General features: G+C 35.5%; 18 protein-coding genes and 1 pseudogene. 4 read left to right on the top strand and 15 right to left on the bottom strand.

Translation table 11 applies throughout. The annotated features are described in order from the left end of the window. Positions 1-25: 25 nt before the first annotated feature. Positions 26-340, bottom strand: coding sequence for a hypothetical protein (locus IGJ19_RS06815; protein WP_010735484.1), 315 nt, complete (start codon positions 338-340; stop codon positions 26-28). A 76-nt stretch (positions 341-416) separates the two neighbouring features. After that, the gene (locus tag IGJ19_RS06810; protein ID WP_142433045.1) at positions 417-2,588 is read right to left on the bottom strand and encodes a type IA DNA topoisomerase; all 2,172 of its coding nucleotides are present in this window, start codon (positions 2,586-2,588) and stop codon (positions 417-419) included. Positions 2,589-3,006: 418 nt separating this feature from the next. On the opposite strand from IGJ19_RS06810, the gene IGJ19_RS06805 reads away from it, so the two are divergent. After that, a complete protein-coding gene (locus IGJ19_RS06805; RefSeq protein ID WP_375148163.1) occupies positions 3,007-4,917 on the top strand; it encodes an RNase A-like domain-containing protein in 1,911 nt (636 codons plus the stop codon). 110 nt (positions 4,918-5,027) lie between these two features. Here IGJ19_RS06805 and IGJ19_RS06800 read toward each other — a convergent pair whose 3' ends face one another. After that, positions 5,028-5,651 carry a hypothetical protein gene (locus tag IGJ19_RS06800; RefSeq protein WP_142433046.1) on the bottom strand — a complete coding sequence of 208 codons (624 nt, stop codon included), beginning with the start codon at positions 5,649-5,651 and terminating at the stop codon, positions 5,028-5,030. 88 nt (positions 5,652-5,739) lie between these two features. Further along, positions 5,740-6,354, bottom strand: coding sequence for a hypothetical protein (locus IGJ19_RS06795; RefSeq protein ID WP_142433047.1), 615 nt, complete (start codon positions 6,352-6,354; stop codon positions 5,740-5,742). An 826-nt stretch (positions 6,355-7,180) separates the two neighbouring features. On the opposite strand from IGJ19_RS06795, the gene IGJ19_RS06790 reads away from it, so the two are divergent. Both IGJ19_RS06790 and IGJ19_RS06785 read left to right on the top strand, forming a co-directional pair. Further along, the gene (locus IGJ19_RS06790) at positions 7,181-7,546 is read left to right on the top strand and encodes a hypothetical protein (protein WP_430604520.1); all 366 of its coding nucleotides are present in this window, start codon (positions 7,181-7,183) and stop codon (positions 7,544-7,546) included. Positions 7,547-7,563: 17 nt separating this feature from the next. Continuing rightward, a complete protein-coding gene (locus tag IGJ19_RS06785) occupies positions 7,564-8,181 on the top strand; it encodes a hypothetical protein (RefSeq protein ID WP_430604519.1) in 618 nt (205 codons plus the stop codon). Between the two features lie 110 nt (positions 8,182-8,291). Here the strand turns inward: IGJ19_RS06785 and IGJ19_RS06780 are convergent, their stop codons facing one another. The 7 genes from IGJ19_RS06780 to IGJ19_RS06750 form a co-directional block, all read right to left on the bottom strand. Next, the gene (locus IGJ19_RS06780) at positions 8,292-8,696 is read right to left on the bottom strand and encodes a hypothetical protein (RefSeq protein WP_430604518.1); all 405 of its coding nucleotides are present in this window, start codon (positions 8,694-8,696) and stop codon (positions 8,292-8,294) included. A 194-nt stretch (positions 8,697-8,890) separates the two neighbouring features. Further along, positions 8,891-9,445 (bottom strand): hypothetical protein, encoded by a 555-nt coding sequence (locus IGJ19_RS06775; RefSeq protein WP_430604517.1) that lies wholly within the window; start codon positions 9,443-9,445, stop codon positions 8,891-8,893. 54 nt (positions 9,446-9,499) lie between these two features. After that, positions 9,500-10,078 (bottom strand): hypothetical protein, encoded by a 579-nt coding sequence (locus IGJ19_RS06770; RefSeq protein WP_430604516.1) that lies wholly within the window; start codon positions 10,076-10,078, stop codon positions 9,500-9,502. 20 nt (positions 10,079-10,098) lie between these two features. Further along, the gene (locus IGJ19_RS06765; RefSeq protein WP_430604515.1) at positions 10,099-10,656 is read right to left on the bottom strand and encodes a hypothetical protein; all 558 of its coding nucleotides are present in this window, start codon (positions 10,654-10,656) and stop codon (positions 10,099-10,101) included. 342 nt (positions 10,657-10,998) lie between these two features. Beyond that, positions 10,999-11,619, bottom strand: coding sequence for a hypothetical protein (locus IGJ19_RS06760; protein ID WP_430604514.1), 621 nt, complete (start codon positions 11,617-11,619; stop codon positions 10,999-11,001). 142 nt (positions 11,620-11,761) lie between these two features. Next, positions 11,762-12,343, bottom strand: coding sequence for a hypothetical protein (locus IGJ19_RS06755; protein ID WP_430604513.1), 582 nt, complete (start codon positions 12,341-12,343; stop codon positions 11,762-11,764). A 66-nt stretch (positions 12,344-12,409) separates the two neighbouring features. Continuing rightward, positions 12,410-13,033 carry a hypothetical protein gene (locus tag IGJ19_RS06750; protein WP_071867278.1) on the bottom strand — a complete coding sequence of 208 codons (624 nt, stop codon included), beginning with the start codon at positions 13,031-13,033 and terminating at the stop codon, positions 12,410-12,412. A 411-nt stretch (positions 13,034-13,444) separates the two neighbouring features. Here IGJ19_RS06750 and IGJ19_RS06745 point away from each other — a divergent pair, with 411 nt between their 5' ends. After that, positions 13,445-13,825 (top strand): hypothetical protein, encoded by a 381-nt coding sequence (locus tag IGJ19_RS06745; protein ID WP_233433770.1) that lies wholly within the window; start codon positions 13,445-13,447, stop codon positions 13,823-13,825. A gap of 332 nt (positions 13,826-14,157) precedes the next feature. Here IGJ19_RS06745 and IGJ19_RS06740 read toward each other — a convergent pair. The 4 genes and pseudogenes from IGJ19_RS06740 to IGJ19_RS06725 form a co-directional block, all read right to left on the bottom strand. Beyond that, a pseudogene (locus tag IGJ19_RS06740) lies at positions 14,158-14,426 on the bottom strand (Txe/YoeB family addiction module toxin). After that, entirely contained in the window at positions 14,426-14,689 is a 264-nt protein-coding gene (locus IGJ19_RS06735) for a type II toxin-antitoxin system Phd/YefM family antitoxin (protein ID WP_071867277.1), read from the bottom strand. Before IGJ19_RS06735 ends, IGJ19_RS06740 begins: the two are co-directional and overlap by 1 nt. 161 nt (positions 14,690-14,850) lie before the next feature. Then, positions 14,851-15,999, bottom strand: coding sequence for an LCP family protein (locus tag IGJ19_RS06730; protein ID WP_260697481.1), 1,149 nt, complete (start codon positions 15,997-15,999; stop codon positions 14,851-14,853). 114 nt (positions 16,000-16,113) lie between these two features. Continuing rightward, positions 16,114-16,974, bottom strand: coding sequence for a shikimate dehydrogenase (locus IGJ19_RS06725; RefSeq protein WP_086334650.1), 861 nt, complete (start codon positions 16,972-16,974; stop codon positions 16,114-16,116). Positions 16,975-17,001: the final 27 nt, after the last annotated feature.

Here is a 17,001-nt window from a genome sequence, read left to right as displayed (position 1 = left end):
CTTATCGTCGTCTTTTTTTATCTATTTATATGAACTGTTGAATAAATTGAGTAATCACTGGTAAGAAATAAACAACACCCGCCGCAGCTAATACGAAAAGCAACTGTTTCCGTTGTTTCTTTCTTTTCAGTAGACTACTCGTTGTATGCAACAAGTAAGTGCCGCTCTTAGCTGCTGCGGTCAAAGTTGTCAAAATGACCGTCGGTGAGTAGCCAGTCGGATGTTTTGTAATAGCTAATAATTTGGTTCCGTATTCTGGATATGCGATGACCGCTTGATATAGCGCAACCAACGTTAACAACCCCATTGCATAATTCAAAAGCGAATTGATTTTTTTCACGTACAAGTACTCCTCTAATAATGATTACTTTAGTATTTTTTGGTTTAGGTATTTTGACTTTTCGGAATATATATACCTACTCTTGTTTTTCCATCCAAGGAAATGAAAAGCCGATCGTTAAATCTTCTTTCAAAATTAGGACAGCATCAAACTTTCCTTTTTTACCAGTGAATCCTTTGACCACTTTACTAGTCTTTCCTTTTGAGAGTAACTCTCTAAGATTTGTTTTGGTCAATTTCTTCTTAGCAATCGTAGGCCATAATTTAAAATCACATTCCTTGTTCGTACATGTCGCGATTTTTGGATACAACATCACAATGCCTTTTTTACATTTCGGACAACGCCCGACTTGGTCATTCTTCTTCTCCATTGCTTCGATTTGCATCAAGTCGCTTTGCTCTTCAGACAAATCGACTGTTTTTACTTGTTCTGGGACGACTTCTAATAAATGCAGAATAAATTTTTTGATATTTTCTAAAAAGACTTCCGGCGTTCCTTGTCGTTCACCGATTTTTTTCAAATAACTTTCCCACCGCGCCGTCATCTCAGCACTTGTCAGTAAAGATTCTCCTGCTACTGCTTTACACAAAGTGATACCTTTGGCAGTCACTTGAATATCATTTTTATTGACTTCGATATAGTGCCGTTGTTTCAAGTTTTCAATAATGCTCGCGCGGGTAGCTTCCGTCCCGATCCCTTCCACTTCTTTCAGAATCTCTTGCGCTTCTTCATCGTCTAAGGTCTTTCCTGCGGTTTTCATCGCAGTGATCAGTGTTCCCTCATTGTAGGGCTTAGGCGGTTGCGTCTCTTTCTCAAGGCTTCTCAGATCAACAGTCACTACCTCTTGTTCACTAACTTTAGGCAAAAGCTGACCATCTGATTTTTTCTTGCTTTTTACGGTCAAGATTTGTTGCCAGCCTTCTGCAATTGGACGTTTCCCAACACTTTTTAAACGCAATCGTTCCACTCCTGTAAGGATCACGGTTTCTTCATAGCGATAATTTTCTGCAAACATTGCTAAAGTCGTACGCATCACCTGCAAATAGATCGCTTGCTCTAGTCGGGAAAGCTTCGCAAAACGTTCCTTCGTCGGTATCGTTTTGGTTGGAATGATCGCATGATGCTCTTGGACTTTTTTTGCATCCACATATCGTTTTTTAGGAAATGTTTCTGGTGTCGCTACCTCTGTGATCCCTAAAAACGCTTTATAGCGATCAAGATTTTGGACAAGATACTGGTGTTCGCTTTCTGTAATGTAAAAAGAATCTGTTCGAGGATAACTCAAAAACTTACTTTCGTACAAACCTTGAACTGCATCAAGTGTGGCTTTCGCACTGACTTTCATCAGTTGATTCATTTTCGATTGCAAACTTGACAAAGAAAATAAACGAGGACTACTTTGTTGTTTTTCTTTTTTCGTTACTTGTAAGATCGTTCCTTGTTGTTTTCCTAAATGTGCACCTTTTGCCTCTATCGCAGCAACTAATTCGTCCGCAGTCTTAAAGGTTTGTTTCGGCTCGATTTTACCGACAAACTGCCCATGTTGACTTTTGATCTGCGCTTCTCCTTCGAAATAAGGCTCTTTTTTAAACTTCCTGATTTCTTCTTGTAACTGGTAGATCATATAAAGCGTTGGTGTTTGCACACGCCCTAAGGAGAAGCTCCCTGAGATTCCTTTTTGTTGCAGCAGCAAACTATACAGTGGACTGCCATTCATCCCGATCAGCCAATCCGCATGTTGACGTGCTTGTGCTTCTTTGTATTTTGGATAAAATTGCTCCGCCGGTTTCAGTTGTTTGAACCCTTGGTAGATTGCTTCTTTTTCCAATGAATTGATCCATAAACGTAAGTACTGCTTTTGCTTCGTAAAGGCTTTCGCTTGCTGGATGATCGACCAAGCAATCGCTTCACCTTCACGGTCACTATCTGTTGCGATAATGATCGTATCCGCCGCTTGCAATTGTCGTTTGACAATGGCGAATTGGCTCCGTTTCTCTGGAGGCACCGTATATTTGAATTGGTCAGGAAATATCGGCAAGTTGGGCAATGACCACTTAGCCCAGCGTTCTTCATATTCTCCAGGAGGAACCATTTCCACTAAATGACCAAATCCATAAGTGATCGTTACTTCACCTGTGAATAGTGGATCACTGACTTCAAAATAACCTTCCTGCTTTTTCCTTTTTTTGAACGTTTCCGCATACGCTTTTGCTTGAGAAGGCTTTTCAGCAAGTATCACTGTTTTCATGTTTTCCCTCCTCTTCTTGATAAAATAAGAATTCTTTAACAGTTTACCAAATGGCTTTCAAAAAGAATAGCGAAAAAATTGAAGATGTTTTTGTTGAATGGAAAAAAGCGTTACAAAAAAATAACTATAATCACCTAAAGAAGAACATTTATCTTTTTATTATTATCATGATGTTATTTTTAAATAAGGGTATAAACATTGATAAAAGAACAGCAAGGCTTAACATATAATTAGTATTTGCAGAGAAAATAACTATATAAAAAAATGAGTTTTTTTATAATTATAATTTTAAATAAACTTGAAGTTTGTTGTTATATTTTGGAAAATATAATTAAGCAACCTACGACACAAATAAGGAGGTTTTTGGTAGTTGAACTGTTGGTAGTCACTCAAGCCATTTGATAAAAAGGAGTAAAAAATGAAAAAATTTTATCGCCTATTACTTGTTGGTCTGTTGCTCGCACCTTTTGCCACTTTGCCACTTGATGTCCACGCCCAAGAAGCGATCGCTGGCGAAATCACCCAACCTGACGAAACCATCGTTCCGATCGATACCACCTCAGCGATTCCTTCGTCCACAGAACCACAAAATGCAGCAGTTGCCTTAAACGTTTTTAATGGAATCAGCATGTCTGCTTATGCATCTGGTTTATCAGGTAGTACACTTAGCGCCGGTTTACTCTCGACCGCAGCATCTGCCGTCCTTGCCCCTGCATTACTAGGAATTGGGCTAGGTGTCGGTTTTTATCAACTCGGTGCCTCTTTAGGCGTCGCCACAGCTGATTTAGCGAAAACAAACAGCGGCCTATTTGAATCGATCGGTAGCAGTGCCTCCACTCAAAATGAACTGAACGCTTTTGCAATGTCTGGAATCGATTCGACAACAAATACCTACAATTTCTCCGCAGCCTTACAAAACCGCTACGCACAAGATGTAACAAGCAATGCGTTGATGCGTGAGTACTTGACTGGCGAGAGCGACCACGGAATCTTTACTTTCAGCGTCAGTGACCGTGTTGAACTCTATCGTCGCTACATCAACTACACCATCCCTTGGACACTACGAGAGCAAGCAGCGGTGGTCGGACGTAACACGTCACTAGCCGATTCTCTCTCCCAGAATGAGTTTTTCGTTTTAGAAAGCATCCAGTATGGCGAATCCGTTCGTGGTGCAGATGATGCCATCTTGAACATCACCGGTTCTTCTTACTACGGCTATGATTTCCCAGAACCTTTTAACTATCAAGTCAAGCTTGATACGAGCATCTCTACGCTCTTAACAGAGATCACAACAAAAGAACAATTGCTCGACTACGTCCAAGCAACCACACCATTTGAATTCGGGGTCGTCAATGAACCTTCTAAAACCTTAGCTATTGAAACTGCCCAAGAAATGGCTGTCGCATATGATGAACGAACCAGCCAAATCAGCCAAAGTTTAAGCGAAGCCTTAGCTCCAAACAACAATGGATTAGACTTTGACCCCTCAGGAATGATCGCTACATTATATGGTGCCGCAGTTGTATTGGATCACGCTGGGAACTTTATCTATGCACAAACGCAAGAAGCCGTTCCAGCGCATTTAGTTGGAGCGATTGAGTTTTCTTATAGTGATGAGGCACTACCAAATGATGATTCGATCACTATTGATGGAAAACGTGGGGTGTTGGATGAAGAGACTGGAAATATTATAGATGATAAGACAAAAGAAATTTTAATCCTAGGCGCAATGGGAGCTAGTTGGCTCTCTGAAAGTTTAGAGAAAATTTATCAAAAGATTAAGGAATTAGCAGATGTTGATGTTGAAGATGAAGAAATTGAGTGGTACACTCCTGTTGATTTATATTACGATGAACATTTTGCAGATGGAGGGAAGGGGCATACGATTGCTAGTCATATAGGGAAAAATCATGGAGAATTAAAAGGACGTTTAGATATATCGCATGATTTAAACTATACATCGACTTTTAATGATCCCATTCAAGCGTTGGTATATATTAATATCGCTATTTTTACTGCGAATCAAAATTACTTAGACGGAAAAATCAAGCTTCCTTTAGGAGAATGTCGTTTAAAAACATCAAATAATCGTGTTATCTATCAGTCTCATGCCTATATTTCTGGAATAGTCCCGAATGGCTGGGGACTTTGGAGAATAGTTGAAGGAAAAAATGATTATTTACCTGTTAGCAATATTACCTACTCTTGCGTAGTAATCCAGCGTACTCGTAATGTGATACGAAAAAAAAGAAAGTATTATATTCTCACTGCCTATCCAGATCTAAAAAAAATGATAGAAATGAACCCGCTATTAGCGGGTTCTATTTAAAAAAAATACTAATCTGCATAGTCATTTTCTGTAGATTAACGCCAATTATTTAAAATTTTTAATTCAATAATCTGTAAATATGAACCTATATTATCTCATGATACCTTATATTACGCCGGTTCTGCTAAATAAATACTGATGATCGTAAAGATTTGGGTTCTATAATCATAAACACTCCAAAGATAGGCGCCCCAGCCCACACGCGCATAATTGAAATAATTTGTAAACTCTGTATTCCATGAATAGATGATTAATTTGTCTTTTGAAGGAAAGAACCGTTGATTTACCAGATTAAAGTCTTTCTTAGATAACTTTGTACCATGAAATTCATTAAAAAAAGCTTCCTCATATACCCCGCCTTCCATAAAAAAATCTTCCGCAGTAAGTTCAGTGCCTTCCATCATCTCTTCGTTGACTTCAATGGGGTAGCCATCTAAATTTAACGTAGTAGGATCAATTTCTGTGTATGTAATTGAATCAGAATTCAGTTCACGAAATTTCGCTACATACATTTCACGGGTAACAGATTTTCCAGTTTCTTTGCGTTTTTTTGATGACCAAAGATTTGTTTTTGCTAAACGACTTAAATAATTTAGGTAGGCTATGATTGCCTCTTTATGGGTGCTCTTTCCTTGGTAATTATTTTCCTTAAAGAACGTATAACCAACGTAATACGGAAAAAGTATATCCCTTTTTTTTCTTAATTCTAATGTTTCTTTTACCAATAATTCCATGTCTTTGCCTCCTATAAAAATAGTGTATGTACTTAATAGCTATTTTTCACATGCTTAAACAATAGATGTAACCAAAAATTGTCCTTCCCTAACCCTGAATTACCAGAGCTATACTTATCACTGTAAATTTATTTCTTTCGCTATCATAGATGCTCCACAAATATGCACCATGTCCTTCACGGGCAAAATTATAGTAGTTGGTAAAATCTGTATTCCAGGAATAGATGATCAACTTATCTTGCAATGGAAAGAAAAGTTGATTTAGTGCTTCACAGTCTAGTTTTGATAATTCTGTTTCTTGAGAATTATCAAAAAAAGCCTGTTCGTAAACTCCTCCGTCCATAAAGAATTGTTTTGGACTTATTTCAGTTGATTCCATCATTTCTTTATTCACAAGCGTTGGATATCCATTATTTATAAGCGAACTTTGATCTGAATAAATGATTGTCTCATCTAAGCTAGAAAAGAATTGCTGTTCCAACATGTTAACAGTGATAACTTCATGTGTATTATTACGATGTTTTATTGCCCAAATATCGCATTTCCAAATGCGATTGGTAAAATTTAAAAACTCTAGAACCGCCTCCTGATGGCTTTTTTTTCCTTTGTAACTTTTCTCTTCAATAAATGCATAATCTACATAATAAGGGACGATATCCTCCCTCCATTGTAGCTGCAAGCTTTCTTTTTCCAATAATTTCAATCTCTTACCTCCCAGTCATAGTTACCCATAATTAATATATTCTATAAATTAAAATGACAGTTGTATGTAGCTTATTTTTCGATTGTCTATTCGTAAAAAATATCAGTAAATACCGGTATTTCTATATTGTTCATCTTTACTTTTTTATAAATATTATTATGTATTGAATCACTTTGTCTTCTGATCATCGTTTTCTATATTTTAATAGTGATAACTATACCTGTTCTTGTTTGCACATCCATCTCCCAAAATACCCATGATTTAATTACATCTATTAGAAGAACTATTACTTCCTATTTCAGTATGATCGTTTTTACGTACTCATTTAGATACGTCAATAGTAAATCTATATCAATAACTATCCTTCAAAAGTGTTGTTTGCTTTTATTCTGAAAGTTTTTTATTACCAGTCCTGACTAAAGAAAGGCCATGGTAATGTTTAATGTTTATCCAAATTTGTAATTGCACTTAATAATTGCTATTGAAAACGTACATCATATACATTGTCTTTCTAATGTAGCCAAAATTTTCTCTTTAGGATAGTTTCATTCTATACCTCCAAACCTCTTTAAAAATTAGCAGCAATTCTATGTCAGTATTTTTTAATCGTTATTTAAAATTAAGGAAAATATAGAAATATAATTATAAATTTATATTATGTCATGTTAATTCAAACAACAAGATGTTTCGATTTATTATGATCATTCTTATGAAACAATAATTTATTTTTTTAGAAATAAAAGTATAAAAAACCAATTAAGAAAGAAGATAATAGTTAATGAGTTGAATATGAATTCTAAGCTAGTTTCTTTGAGGAGTTAAATAGATGGAACTACTAGAAAAAGATACGATAACTTTATGGACTCGAGCAAGAGCAACTATCCCAATTTATGTCAATAAAAAAATGATGAAGGCAGAAGAAGTCAATCCCGATATTCTATTTAAAAATAGAGGAATCTATGAAAAAACTTTTTTCCATGAAACTCAAACAATCAAAGTGACTAAAGAGCAATTTTTAGCTCTCAATCAACAATTCTTTCCTGAAAGAGCCCAATTAAAAGTGTACGAGTGGGATACATCCTTTTCCAATCATTATAATCGTGCACGTGATTGTTTCGGTGCATATTTATGGAGTATTTATGATGAGAAAAAGCACCGTTTTACAGTTATCAGTATACTTTTGGAACCTTAGTAAAAGGAGACAAATAGATGGAACTATTAGAAAAAGAAACACTAGCATGCCGGGATAGGAATGGTGAAAATATACCAAATTATGTTAATTATAGCTTCTTTAATGAACCTTATTATCAAGGAATTCACAGTCACCAGCAAGCTATACTAGGATATCTAGAGTTTTTACATCGAATCGCCCAATGTAACCACTGGGCATCAGTCCTCAGAGGAAAAACTGGGAACCCTGCTAGTATAGAACAATTCAACGAGTATTTCTGTTCAATAAAAGCTAATCCGCTCATCTATATCAAAAGAGATCCTGATTACTTAGGTTGGAAAACAAACCCGATTTACGTCAATAAAGAAATGATGAAAGCAGAAAAAATTAATCCTGAAATCCTATTTAAAAATAGAGGAATCTATGAAAAAGCCTTTTTCCATGAAACTCAAACAACTACAGTGAGTAAAGAACAATTTTTAGTGCTTAATCAACGATTCTTTCCTGAAAGAGAGCATTTAAAAATCTACGAGTGGGATGCATCCTTCTCCAATCGCTTTAATCGTGCGCGTGATTGTTACGGTGCCTATTTGTGGAGTATTTACGATAAAAAAAGAAAGCGAATTACAGTAATCAGTGTTTTTTTAAATCCTTAGCGATGAGCCCGAATTAGAAAAATGCTTTTCCTTCATTTATTTACATATGCCACTGAAAGTCATCACGTGACTTCCTGTGGCATATTATTATACTTGATCCATTGTGTCATTCAATCAGCTATTGAAATTCCGATCACAGTAAATTTATGTTGCGCTTTGTCATAAATCGTCCATAAAAATCCATCATATAATTCTCTTCCAAAAGAAAAGTAATTTGACCATTCGCTGTTCCATTCATACACCGTTAGCATTTTTTTATCAGGAAATAACCAATCATTAAGTTGTATAAAGTGGTTTTTTTTACCACCATAACTATACGGAGGATGAAGAAAAAGAAAGGTATACATAGATTGATAACCACCTGCACTTTTGTTGTCTATTGATATTAACTCCTCGATCGTTGAGAGTTTTCCATACATTAAGGCTGGATTCACTGCATATCTATACTGGAGTTGATTGCCATATCTAGGTAAACAATCAAAATAAAGTAATTCAGTATAGTAAATTCCCGGCACATTCCTTTTTCCATTCATCACTTTAATAAATTCAAGTGCTACTTTTCGATGACTAGAGCGTCCTTTATACTCAGTCTCTTCAAAAAAACATAATCTATCAAAAGCCCCTGCACTGGAATGTTTCTCTTGTGGGCATTTTGTTTAAACTCAAATGTTTCTTTTCTCAATAATCTCATGATTGACCTCCTTCTTTCTCAAGTTCCTAAAACTGTGAACTTCTTACTTTCTTCATCGTAAACTGTCCATAAGTAAGCAGCTCCACTCATCTTCTTTATGTAAGAAAAATAATCTGACCAAGTATTGTTCCATTGATAAATAATCAGTTTGGCTCTATTTCCAAAGATATGATTGTTCAATTGAATAAAATCTTTCTCCTCTCCTTTATAAGATGAAGATAATTTAAAGAAAGCAGTGGCATAATCGGAAGTATATTTCTTGTCCGAATCATAGGCTGTAGAAAAGAAAACATTTCCTTCGATTATAAACCCTTGCATCAGTAGTTGATTGATGGAATAAGTTTTTCTCAGATTGACAGGGAAATTTACTCTATCCGTATACTCAATTTTTGTATGTCCTCTCTTTTGATTGATTGCTGTCACAAAGGCAAGTGCTGCTTCTTGGTGACTTTCTTCTCCTTTGTAATTTTCTTCATGGAAGAAGCCGTAAGTGAGTACGAGCTCTTTCATCCAGATATTTTTTTCAACCATAGTCAGTACAAATCGATCTGTTTCCTTTTCCAAAAATTTCATCTTTCCCTCCTCTAGAAATGTTGTATGTACTCGATAGTATTTTTCACGTAGTATTCAGTACCTCATCGAAGCACCTATCACCGTAAATTTTTCAGTTTCCCTCTCATAGATCGTCCATAAATACGCACCATATTCCTCTCTACCTATTGAAAAATAATTTGACCAATCATTGTTCCATTGGTAGATTATTAGGTTCTCTTGCATAGGAAATAGATACTCATTGGCTTTTAAAAAAATCTCTTCTCGCTGAGGTTTATATATCTGTGAGAGTATGGAATAAGCATAGGAAGATTCATATTTACCATTCTCACATTTAGTAGAGAAAAAGGCAGGGGGCAATACTGATTTCGCATACATCAACTCTGGGTTCACTGCATAGGGATAAGCCAATGACTTAATAAAAATAGGTAAATCATCAAAACAATGTAATTCTGTTGAATGAACACATGAGTACCCTAGACTTTTTTTGTTCATCACCTTTATAAATTCAATCGCTGCTTGTTTATGACTCTCCACATTTCGATAATTCTTCTCTTTAAAGTAGACAAAGTCTAAATTTAAACGTCTTATAAATAATGCTTTCTCCTCTAATTTTTGGCTCAATACTTCTGTTTCCTGTAGTAAAAACTCCATATTATATTTTTCTCCTAATCTCATAAAATGCTTGCATTGATCACCGTAAACTTATTTCTTTTAGGATCATAGATCGTCCATATAAAAGCCCCTCTATGCTGTCTGCCATAATGAAAATAATCTGACCAAGTATTATTCCACTCATAAATAATCAGTTGTTCCTTATCTGGAAAAAGAATATCGTTCATTTGAATAAAATGGTCTACTTTTCCGAGATAGTTTGAAGACATCTGGAAGAATGCATAAGCATAATTTGAAATAAACGGTCTTTTAGGTTCCCGATAAATTGAGAAAAAAACCTCGTGACTTAAACGTCGAGCGGTCATGCGCGTAGGATTTATTGTATATTCTTGTATTCGGTTATCTAAATGTTCCTGCTTATTCCAAGTAATCATAGGATATCTTTTTTTCTGGTTCGCAAACTTAACAAGCTGAATTGCTACTTGTTGATGACTGCTATCTTCCTCGTAATCTTTCTCATGAAAGAATAGAAAAAGAATCGGGATATTTTTCATTGGGATATTATTCTCCATCATAGTCAAAGGGAATCGATACGTCTCTTCATCTAATAATTTCAAATTGATCTTTCCTTTCTTTTATGTGATGATTTCTTTTCTATTATGTAGTCAATAAAGCACCAAGCACTGAAAATTGAGTCAAAATCCGATGAATGAAATTTCTCTGCATACATTTCATAATAATCAGTTTTCGGTTTCCCTATGTTTTTATTACCCAATTATTTACTTTTACTAAATGATTCAATTGTTTAACCTACTTATAGGTTTGTTATCCTCTTACCCCTGTTCTGCTAAATAAATGTCGATGATCGTAAAGATTTGGATTCTAGGATCATAAACACTTTAAAGATAGGTGCCCCAGCCCACACGCGCATAATTGAAATAATTTTTAAGTTCTAAAATTTATTCATATCCTAAACAAATATCAATGACTGTAAATCTCTTTGTGTTCGTATCGTAAATACTCCATAAATAAGCACCGATGCATGCTCTAGGATAGTTGAAGTAATTGGTAAACTCTGTATTCCATGAATAGATGATTAATTTGTCTTTTAAAGGAAAGAAACGTTCATTTACCAGATTAAAGTCTGTCTTAGATAACTTTGTACCATGAAATTCATTAAAAAAAGCTTCCTCATATACCCCGCCTTCCATAAAAAAAGCTTCCTCAGTAAGTTCAGTGCCTTCCATCATCTCTTCGTTGACTTCGATGGGGTAGCCATCTAAGTTTAACGTAGTAGGATCAATTGCTGTGTAACTAATTGAATCAGAATTTAGTTCACGAAATTTCGCTACATACATTTCACGGGTAACAGATTTTCCAGTTTCTTTGCGTTTTTTTGATGACCAAAGATTTGTTCTTATTAAGCGACTTGTATAATTTAAGTAAGCCAAAATCGCCTCTTTATGGGTGACCTTTCCTTGGTAATCACTTTCCTTAAAGAACGTATAACCAACGTAATACGGAAAAAGTATATCCCTTTTTTCCCCTAATGCTAATGTTTCTTTTACCAATAATTCCATGTCTTTGACTCCTCGAAGTTTTATGTATTACATGATACCTATTTCGTCATAGTTATTGTTTTTCTTGAACATGTTAATCAACAATGGTTGTGACTGGATTTGCCTACTAAGTAGGATAAAAATTTAAAAATCTTAATTAAACTCAATCTGTCATAGAAGATCCTATGACAGTCAGTTTATTCGATGCAGTATCGTAAATCGTCCAAAGAAAGGCATCCATCCATTCTCTCCCAGGAGAAAAGTAATTCGACCAATTGTTATTCCAAGCATAAATGATCAACGCACTTTTCTTAGGGAATAATAATTTATTCAAGGTAATAAAATCTTCATCGTCCCCACTATATGAATATGGTGGGAAAAGGAATGTTTGTGCATACCAATTTAAATAGCTTCCAGAAGCTGTTTTTTCAACAGAAAAGAAAACATCTTTCTTCATCTGTTTTCCATACATTAACTCTGGATTTACGGCATAACTCAACTTAATTGGGCTACATCGTATGGGTAAGTGATCAAAATAATGCAAATCTGTATATAGAAGACCTGGAATATTTCTTTTTTCATTCATTACTTTGATAAATTCAAGGGCGGCTTTACGATGACTGGAATATCCACGATAACCTGTTTCTTCAAAAAATACATAATCGAGTAAAAGTCCATTGATTGGAAATTTTCTTAAATAAAGTTTTTGTTTAAATTGATACGTATCTTCTTTTAATAACTTCATTCTGTCCTCCTCATTCACATGATTAATGATTCAATTGTTTAACCTAAATATAGGTTTGTTATCATTTTACCCCTGTTCCGCTAAATAAATTTCGATGATCGTAAAGATTTGGGTTCTAGGATCATAAACACTCCAAAGATAGGCGCCCCAGCCCACACGCGCATAATTGAAATAATTTGTAAACTCTGAATTCCATGAATAGATGATCAATTTATCTTTTAAAGGAAAGAAACGTTCATTTACCAGATTAAATTCTTTCTTAGATAACTTTGTACCATGAAATTCATTAAAAAAAGCTTCCTCATATACCCCACCATCCATAAACAATTCTTCCGCAGTCAGTTCTGTACCTTCCATCATCTCTTCGTTGACTTCAATGGGGTAGCCATCTAAGTTTAACGTAGTAGGATCAATTTCTGTGTAAGTAATTGAATCAGAATTTAGTTCACGAAATTTCGCTACATACATTTCACGGGTAACAGTTTTTCCAGTTTCTTTGCGTTTTTTTGATGACCAAAGATTTGTTTTTGCTAAACGACTTAAATAATTTAGGTAGGCTATGATTGCCTCTTTATGGGTGCTCTTTCCTTGGTAATTATTTTCCTTAAAGAACGTATAACCAACGTAATACGGAAAAAGTATATCCCTTTTTTCTTCTAATGCTAATGTTTCTTTTACCAATAATTCCATGGCTTTTTTCTCCTCTAAATAATGTTGTATGTACTCAATAAGTATAATTCCTATACTTTACAAAAAGACCTATTTATCTTTGGATCACCAAACGTATACTTAAATTTCATAATCATCCTCCGAACCTCTAAAAAATTAAACAGAAAACCCAAAAATTGTTTTTAAATAGTTATTTTATATATATTTGAGTAGAATAACCATCTTAATAAGTTTATATTATCGCATGATAAAGAAATCGACAAGTTTCCTCGATTGATTTATCTTGTTTTTTTATCAAGTCATATCTGCGAAACAAAGATTTATTTTTTAAGAAATAAAAGTAAAAAAATAAGCTCATAAAAAATGTAAAATTGTAAAAAAATTCAATCTGAATAATAAGTGGATTTTTGCGAGGAGGATAAACTGGAGCTATTGGAAAAAGAAACACTAGCATGCCGGGATAGGAGTGGAGAAAATATTCCAATTTATGTTAATTATGCCTTCTTTATTGAAAATAATGATCAAGGAATTCATAGTCACCAACAAGCCGTACTAGAATATCTAGAATTTCTAAATCGAATCGTGCAATGTAACCGCTGGGCATCAGACCTCAGAGGAAAAACTGGGAACCCTGCAAGTATAGAACAATTCAACGAGTATTTCTGTTCAATAAAAGCTAACCCACTTATCTATATCAAGCGAGACCCTAATTACTTAGGTTGGAAAACAAACCCAAATTACGTCAATAAAGAAATGATGAAAGCAGAAGAAGTCAAACCCGATAGTCTATTTAAAAATAGAGGAATCTTTTAAAAAACCTTTTTCCATGAAACTCAAACAACTAATGTGAGTAAAGAACAATTTTTAGTGCTTAATCAACGATTCTTTCCTGAAAGAGAGCATTTAAAAATCTACGAGTGGGATGCATCCTTCTCCAATCGCTTTAATCGTGCGCGTGATTGTTACGGTGCCTATTTATGGAGTATTTACGATGAAAAAAAAAACGATTTACAGTAATCAGTGTATTTTTGAATCCTTAGTGATGAACCCGAATTTGAAAAAATGCTTTTTCTTCATTTATTTATATATGCCACTGAATGTCATATGATGACTTTCAGTGGCATATTATTGTATAGTTTGATCGATTATTCATAGTGAGTCCATGCAGAGTATATCTCAACAATTTTTTCTTTCTCATTTATTTTATACACCACTCCATGTTGGCGATTCAATCTTCTTGAATACCTTCCTTCATGAGTTGGCTTTAGCTTTTCAAATGCTTGTTTAGGGCAATAAGGATCAGTTTTTAACGTTTCGATAATAGCAAGAAATTGATTTTTTTAAATTAGAGCTCTTTAGCTTTTTTAAAATCTGTTTCAGCTGAGTTTTTAACCACTACCTTATAACTCCCCATCAAAGGTCATCCCAATCAATATCGTCTACATTTATAAATCTCGTATCGTCTTGTTCTCTTTTCTTTACGATGTCAAGTGTACCAATTTGTTCCAAAAATAGCGTTTCTTTGATTGCTCGCCAATCTTCTAAACCAATCAAGACCGCGTTATTCTCATTACGCTCACTAATAATCTCGATTTCTGTATGATTTTCATTCACTTCTTTTAACAATTGATAAAATTTTTTTCGTGCAGTACTCGGATTTAAAGTAGTATTAGACATTTTTTTCTCCTTTTTGCATTTATTACCTATATTTTGACGTACTCAATTAAGTAAATCAATTATAAAACTATTCTTATAGCAAGCAAAATAAATTCACATCACAAAAAGACTCTTCTAGAACTAAATACTTCTAGAAAAGCCTTTTAAAAAAACATCAACGATCATTTACTCAAAAATTGTTCAATCTTTTCACGGTTCATTTGTTTATCTAATACGAGGATACTACCCGCATAATCACTTTGACCATAGCTCCAAGTATTATCAGCTGGGACGCTTAAACGGTCGATTCCGCCAGCACCACGTAAGATAGAAAAACTGTTTCTGACTAAAAAAGTCATCGGTACATCGGTGGATGTATAACCGATTGCTTTTCCGGCAGCATATGGCGCGCGGATCAAGTTCAATGGATTTTTTAGTTGTCCAAAAATCGCATCCATTACTTGTTGCTGTCTGCGGACACGACCGAAGTCGCCTTCTTCATCCATACGGAAACGTGCATATTGCAACAGCACATGACCGTCCATACGTTGTTTGCCTTTAGCGATATCAACACCGTCTAGATTCAAGTCTTTTTCAGCATCGAGCGACACGCCGTTCATGAACATGGCATCGATCACTTTTTCAAATGATTTGAAATCGACTTTCATATAGTATTGACAGTTCAAGCCAAAGTTCTCTAACAAGGTCTGTCGAACTAATTCAGCGCCACCATAAGCATAAGCTGCATTGATTTTATTGTCTCCGACCCCAGGGATCGTCACGAAGCTATCCCGCATGAATGAGATCAATTTGGGTTTACGAGCTGGCCCATCTAATTGTAGAACCATGATCGTATCTGCTCGTCCCGCATCTTCACCCCTTGTATCACTGCCTAAAATCAAAATGTTGTGTGCGCCACTTGTTGATTGGGTGCCGTTGAATGTTTCTGAAGTCGCTGGTTCCAGTGACTGATCATTTTCAGCCACGAACTTGCCGACGAAAAATGAAATCAGTGAAAAGACAAATAAAAATAATAAGATCCCTACTATGATTTTCCACCAAGACCGCTTCTTACGTGGACCTTTGGGCTGTTTCTTTTTAAAGAGTCCTTTTTTATGGGGTTGTTGTTCTGAATGAACGTGTTCTTCGTAAGGCGTTGAGTATCGAGAATCACTTGGACGTTCTTCATAAGTTTGTTCGTAAGAAGGGATTGCTTCCTCTTCAGGCTCCGCTTGTTTCTTACTTGCGCGTCGCCAAGATAGCGGCGATGACTTTTCTTTGATTGGTTTTGCTTTTTTATGGATGTTCTGATAGCGATCCATCCGACTCATTTGATTTCCTCCCTTTGTTCAACTCAGTAAAATCATACGATACTTCTCAATGAAAAACAGTAAGATCGTTGTAAATTTAACTAAAAGCTAACGAATCCTTTGATATCACGCGTTTCATTCCTTTGAAACGAGTAAAGGTTGGATTTCCTCAATCGGCATGGTCTCGCCTGTCCAAAGCTCAAAGGCAATTGCTCCTTGGTACATCAGCATCCCTAGCCCATTTCGTGTGAGACAGCCGACTGCTTTGGCTTCTTTTAGAAAGCGTGTTTCTTTAGGGGAATAAATCAAATCAAAAACTGCGATTTTCTTATGGAGAAATTGAGGATCAATTGGCATCAACTCTTTTTTTGTGCCCATGCCCATATCGGTACCATTGATCAAAAGGTCCGCATCTTCTAGATCTTTTTTCAACTGTTCAGTATCTGCATAATCTTTGACGATGATAGGACAATTGGTTTGTTCCGCTACTCTCTCAAAATCCGCAACGACACTCGCAAAAGTAGCATTCTTCCGTTTATAGATGACGATTGCTTTTGCTTGATCTAATGCCGCTTGAACAACGATTGCTTTCGCTGCGCCACCTGCACCTAGCATGATTATTTTTTTGTTTTTGATTGAGACACCCGCTTCGTGTACTGAACGCAGGAAGCCCATGCCATCCGTATTATAGCCGATCAAGCGGTTGTCTCGATGAACGATGGTATTAACAGCGCCTATCAACTGCGCTTCTTGACTTAATTCATCTAAATAAGGAATAACTGCTGTTTTGTTAGGCATGGAAAGATTGACTCCTAACATATTGAATGTACGAATGCTTTCAACCGCCTGCATAAGATTCGTCTGATCGACTGTGAATGCCAAGTAAACAGCATCGATCGAACGCGCTTGAAAGGCTGTATTATGCATCAATGGAGATAAACTATGGGTAACGGGAGATGCAAAAATCCCTGCTAATCTTGTTTTTCCTGAAATCATGGAACGCCTCCTATAATACGCTAAAAA

Origin of the sequence: Enterococcus sp. DIV1368b (genome assembly GCF_050529595.1) — a bacterium.
GTDB classification, from domain to species: Bacteria; Bacillota; Bacilli; order Lactobacillales; family Enterococcaceae; genus Enterococcus_B; species Enterococcus_B mundtii.
The sequence above is the reverse complement of the archived record's forward strand: the minus strand, read 5'-3'. Positions and strand labels throughout refer to the sequence as shown.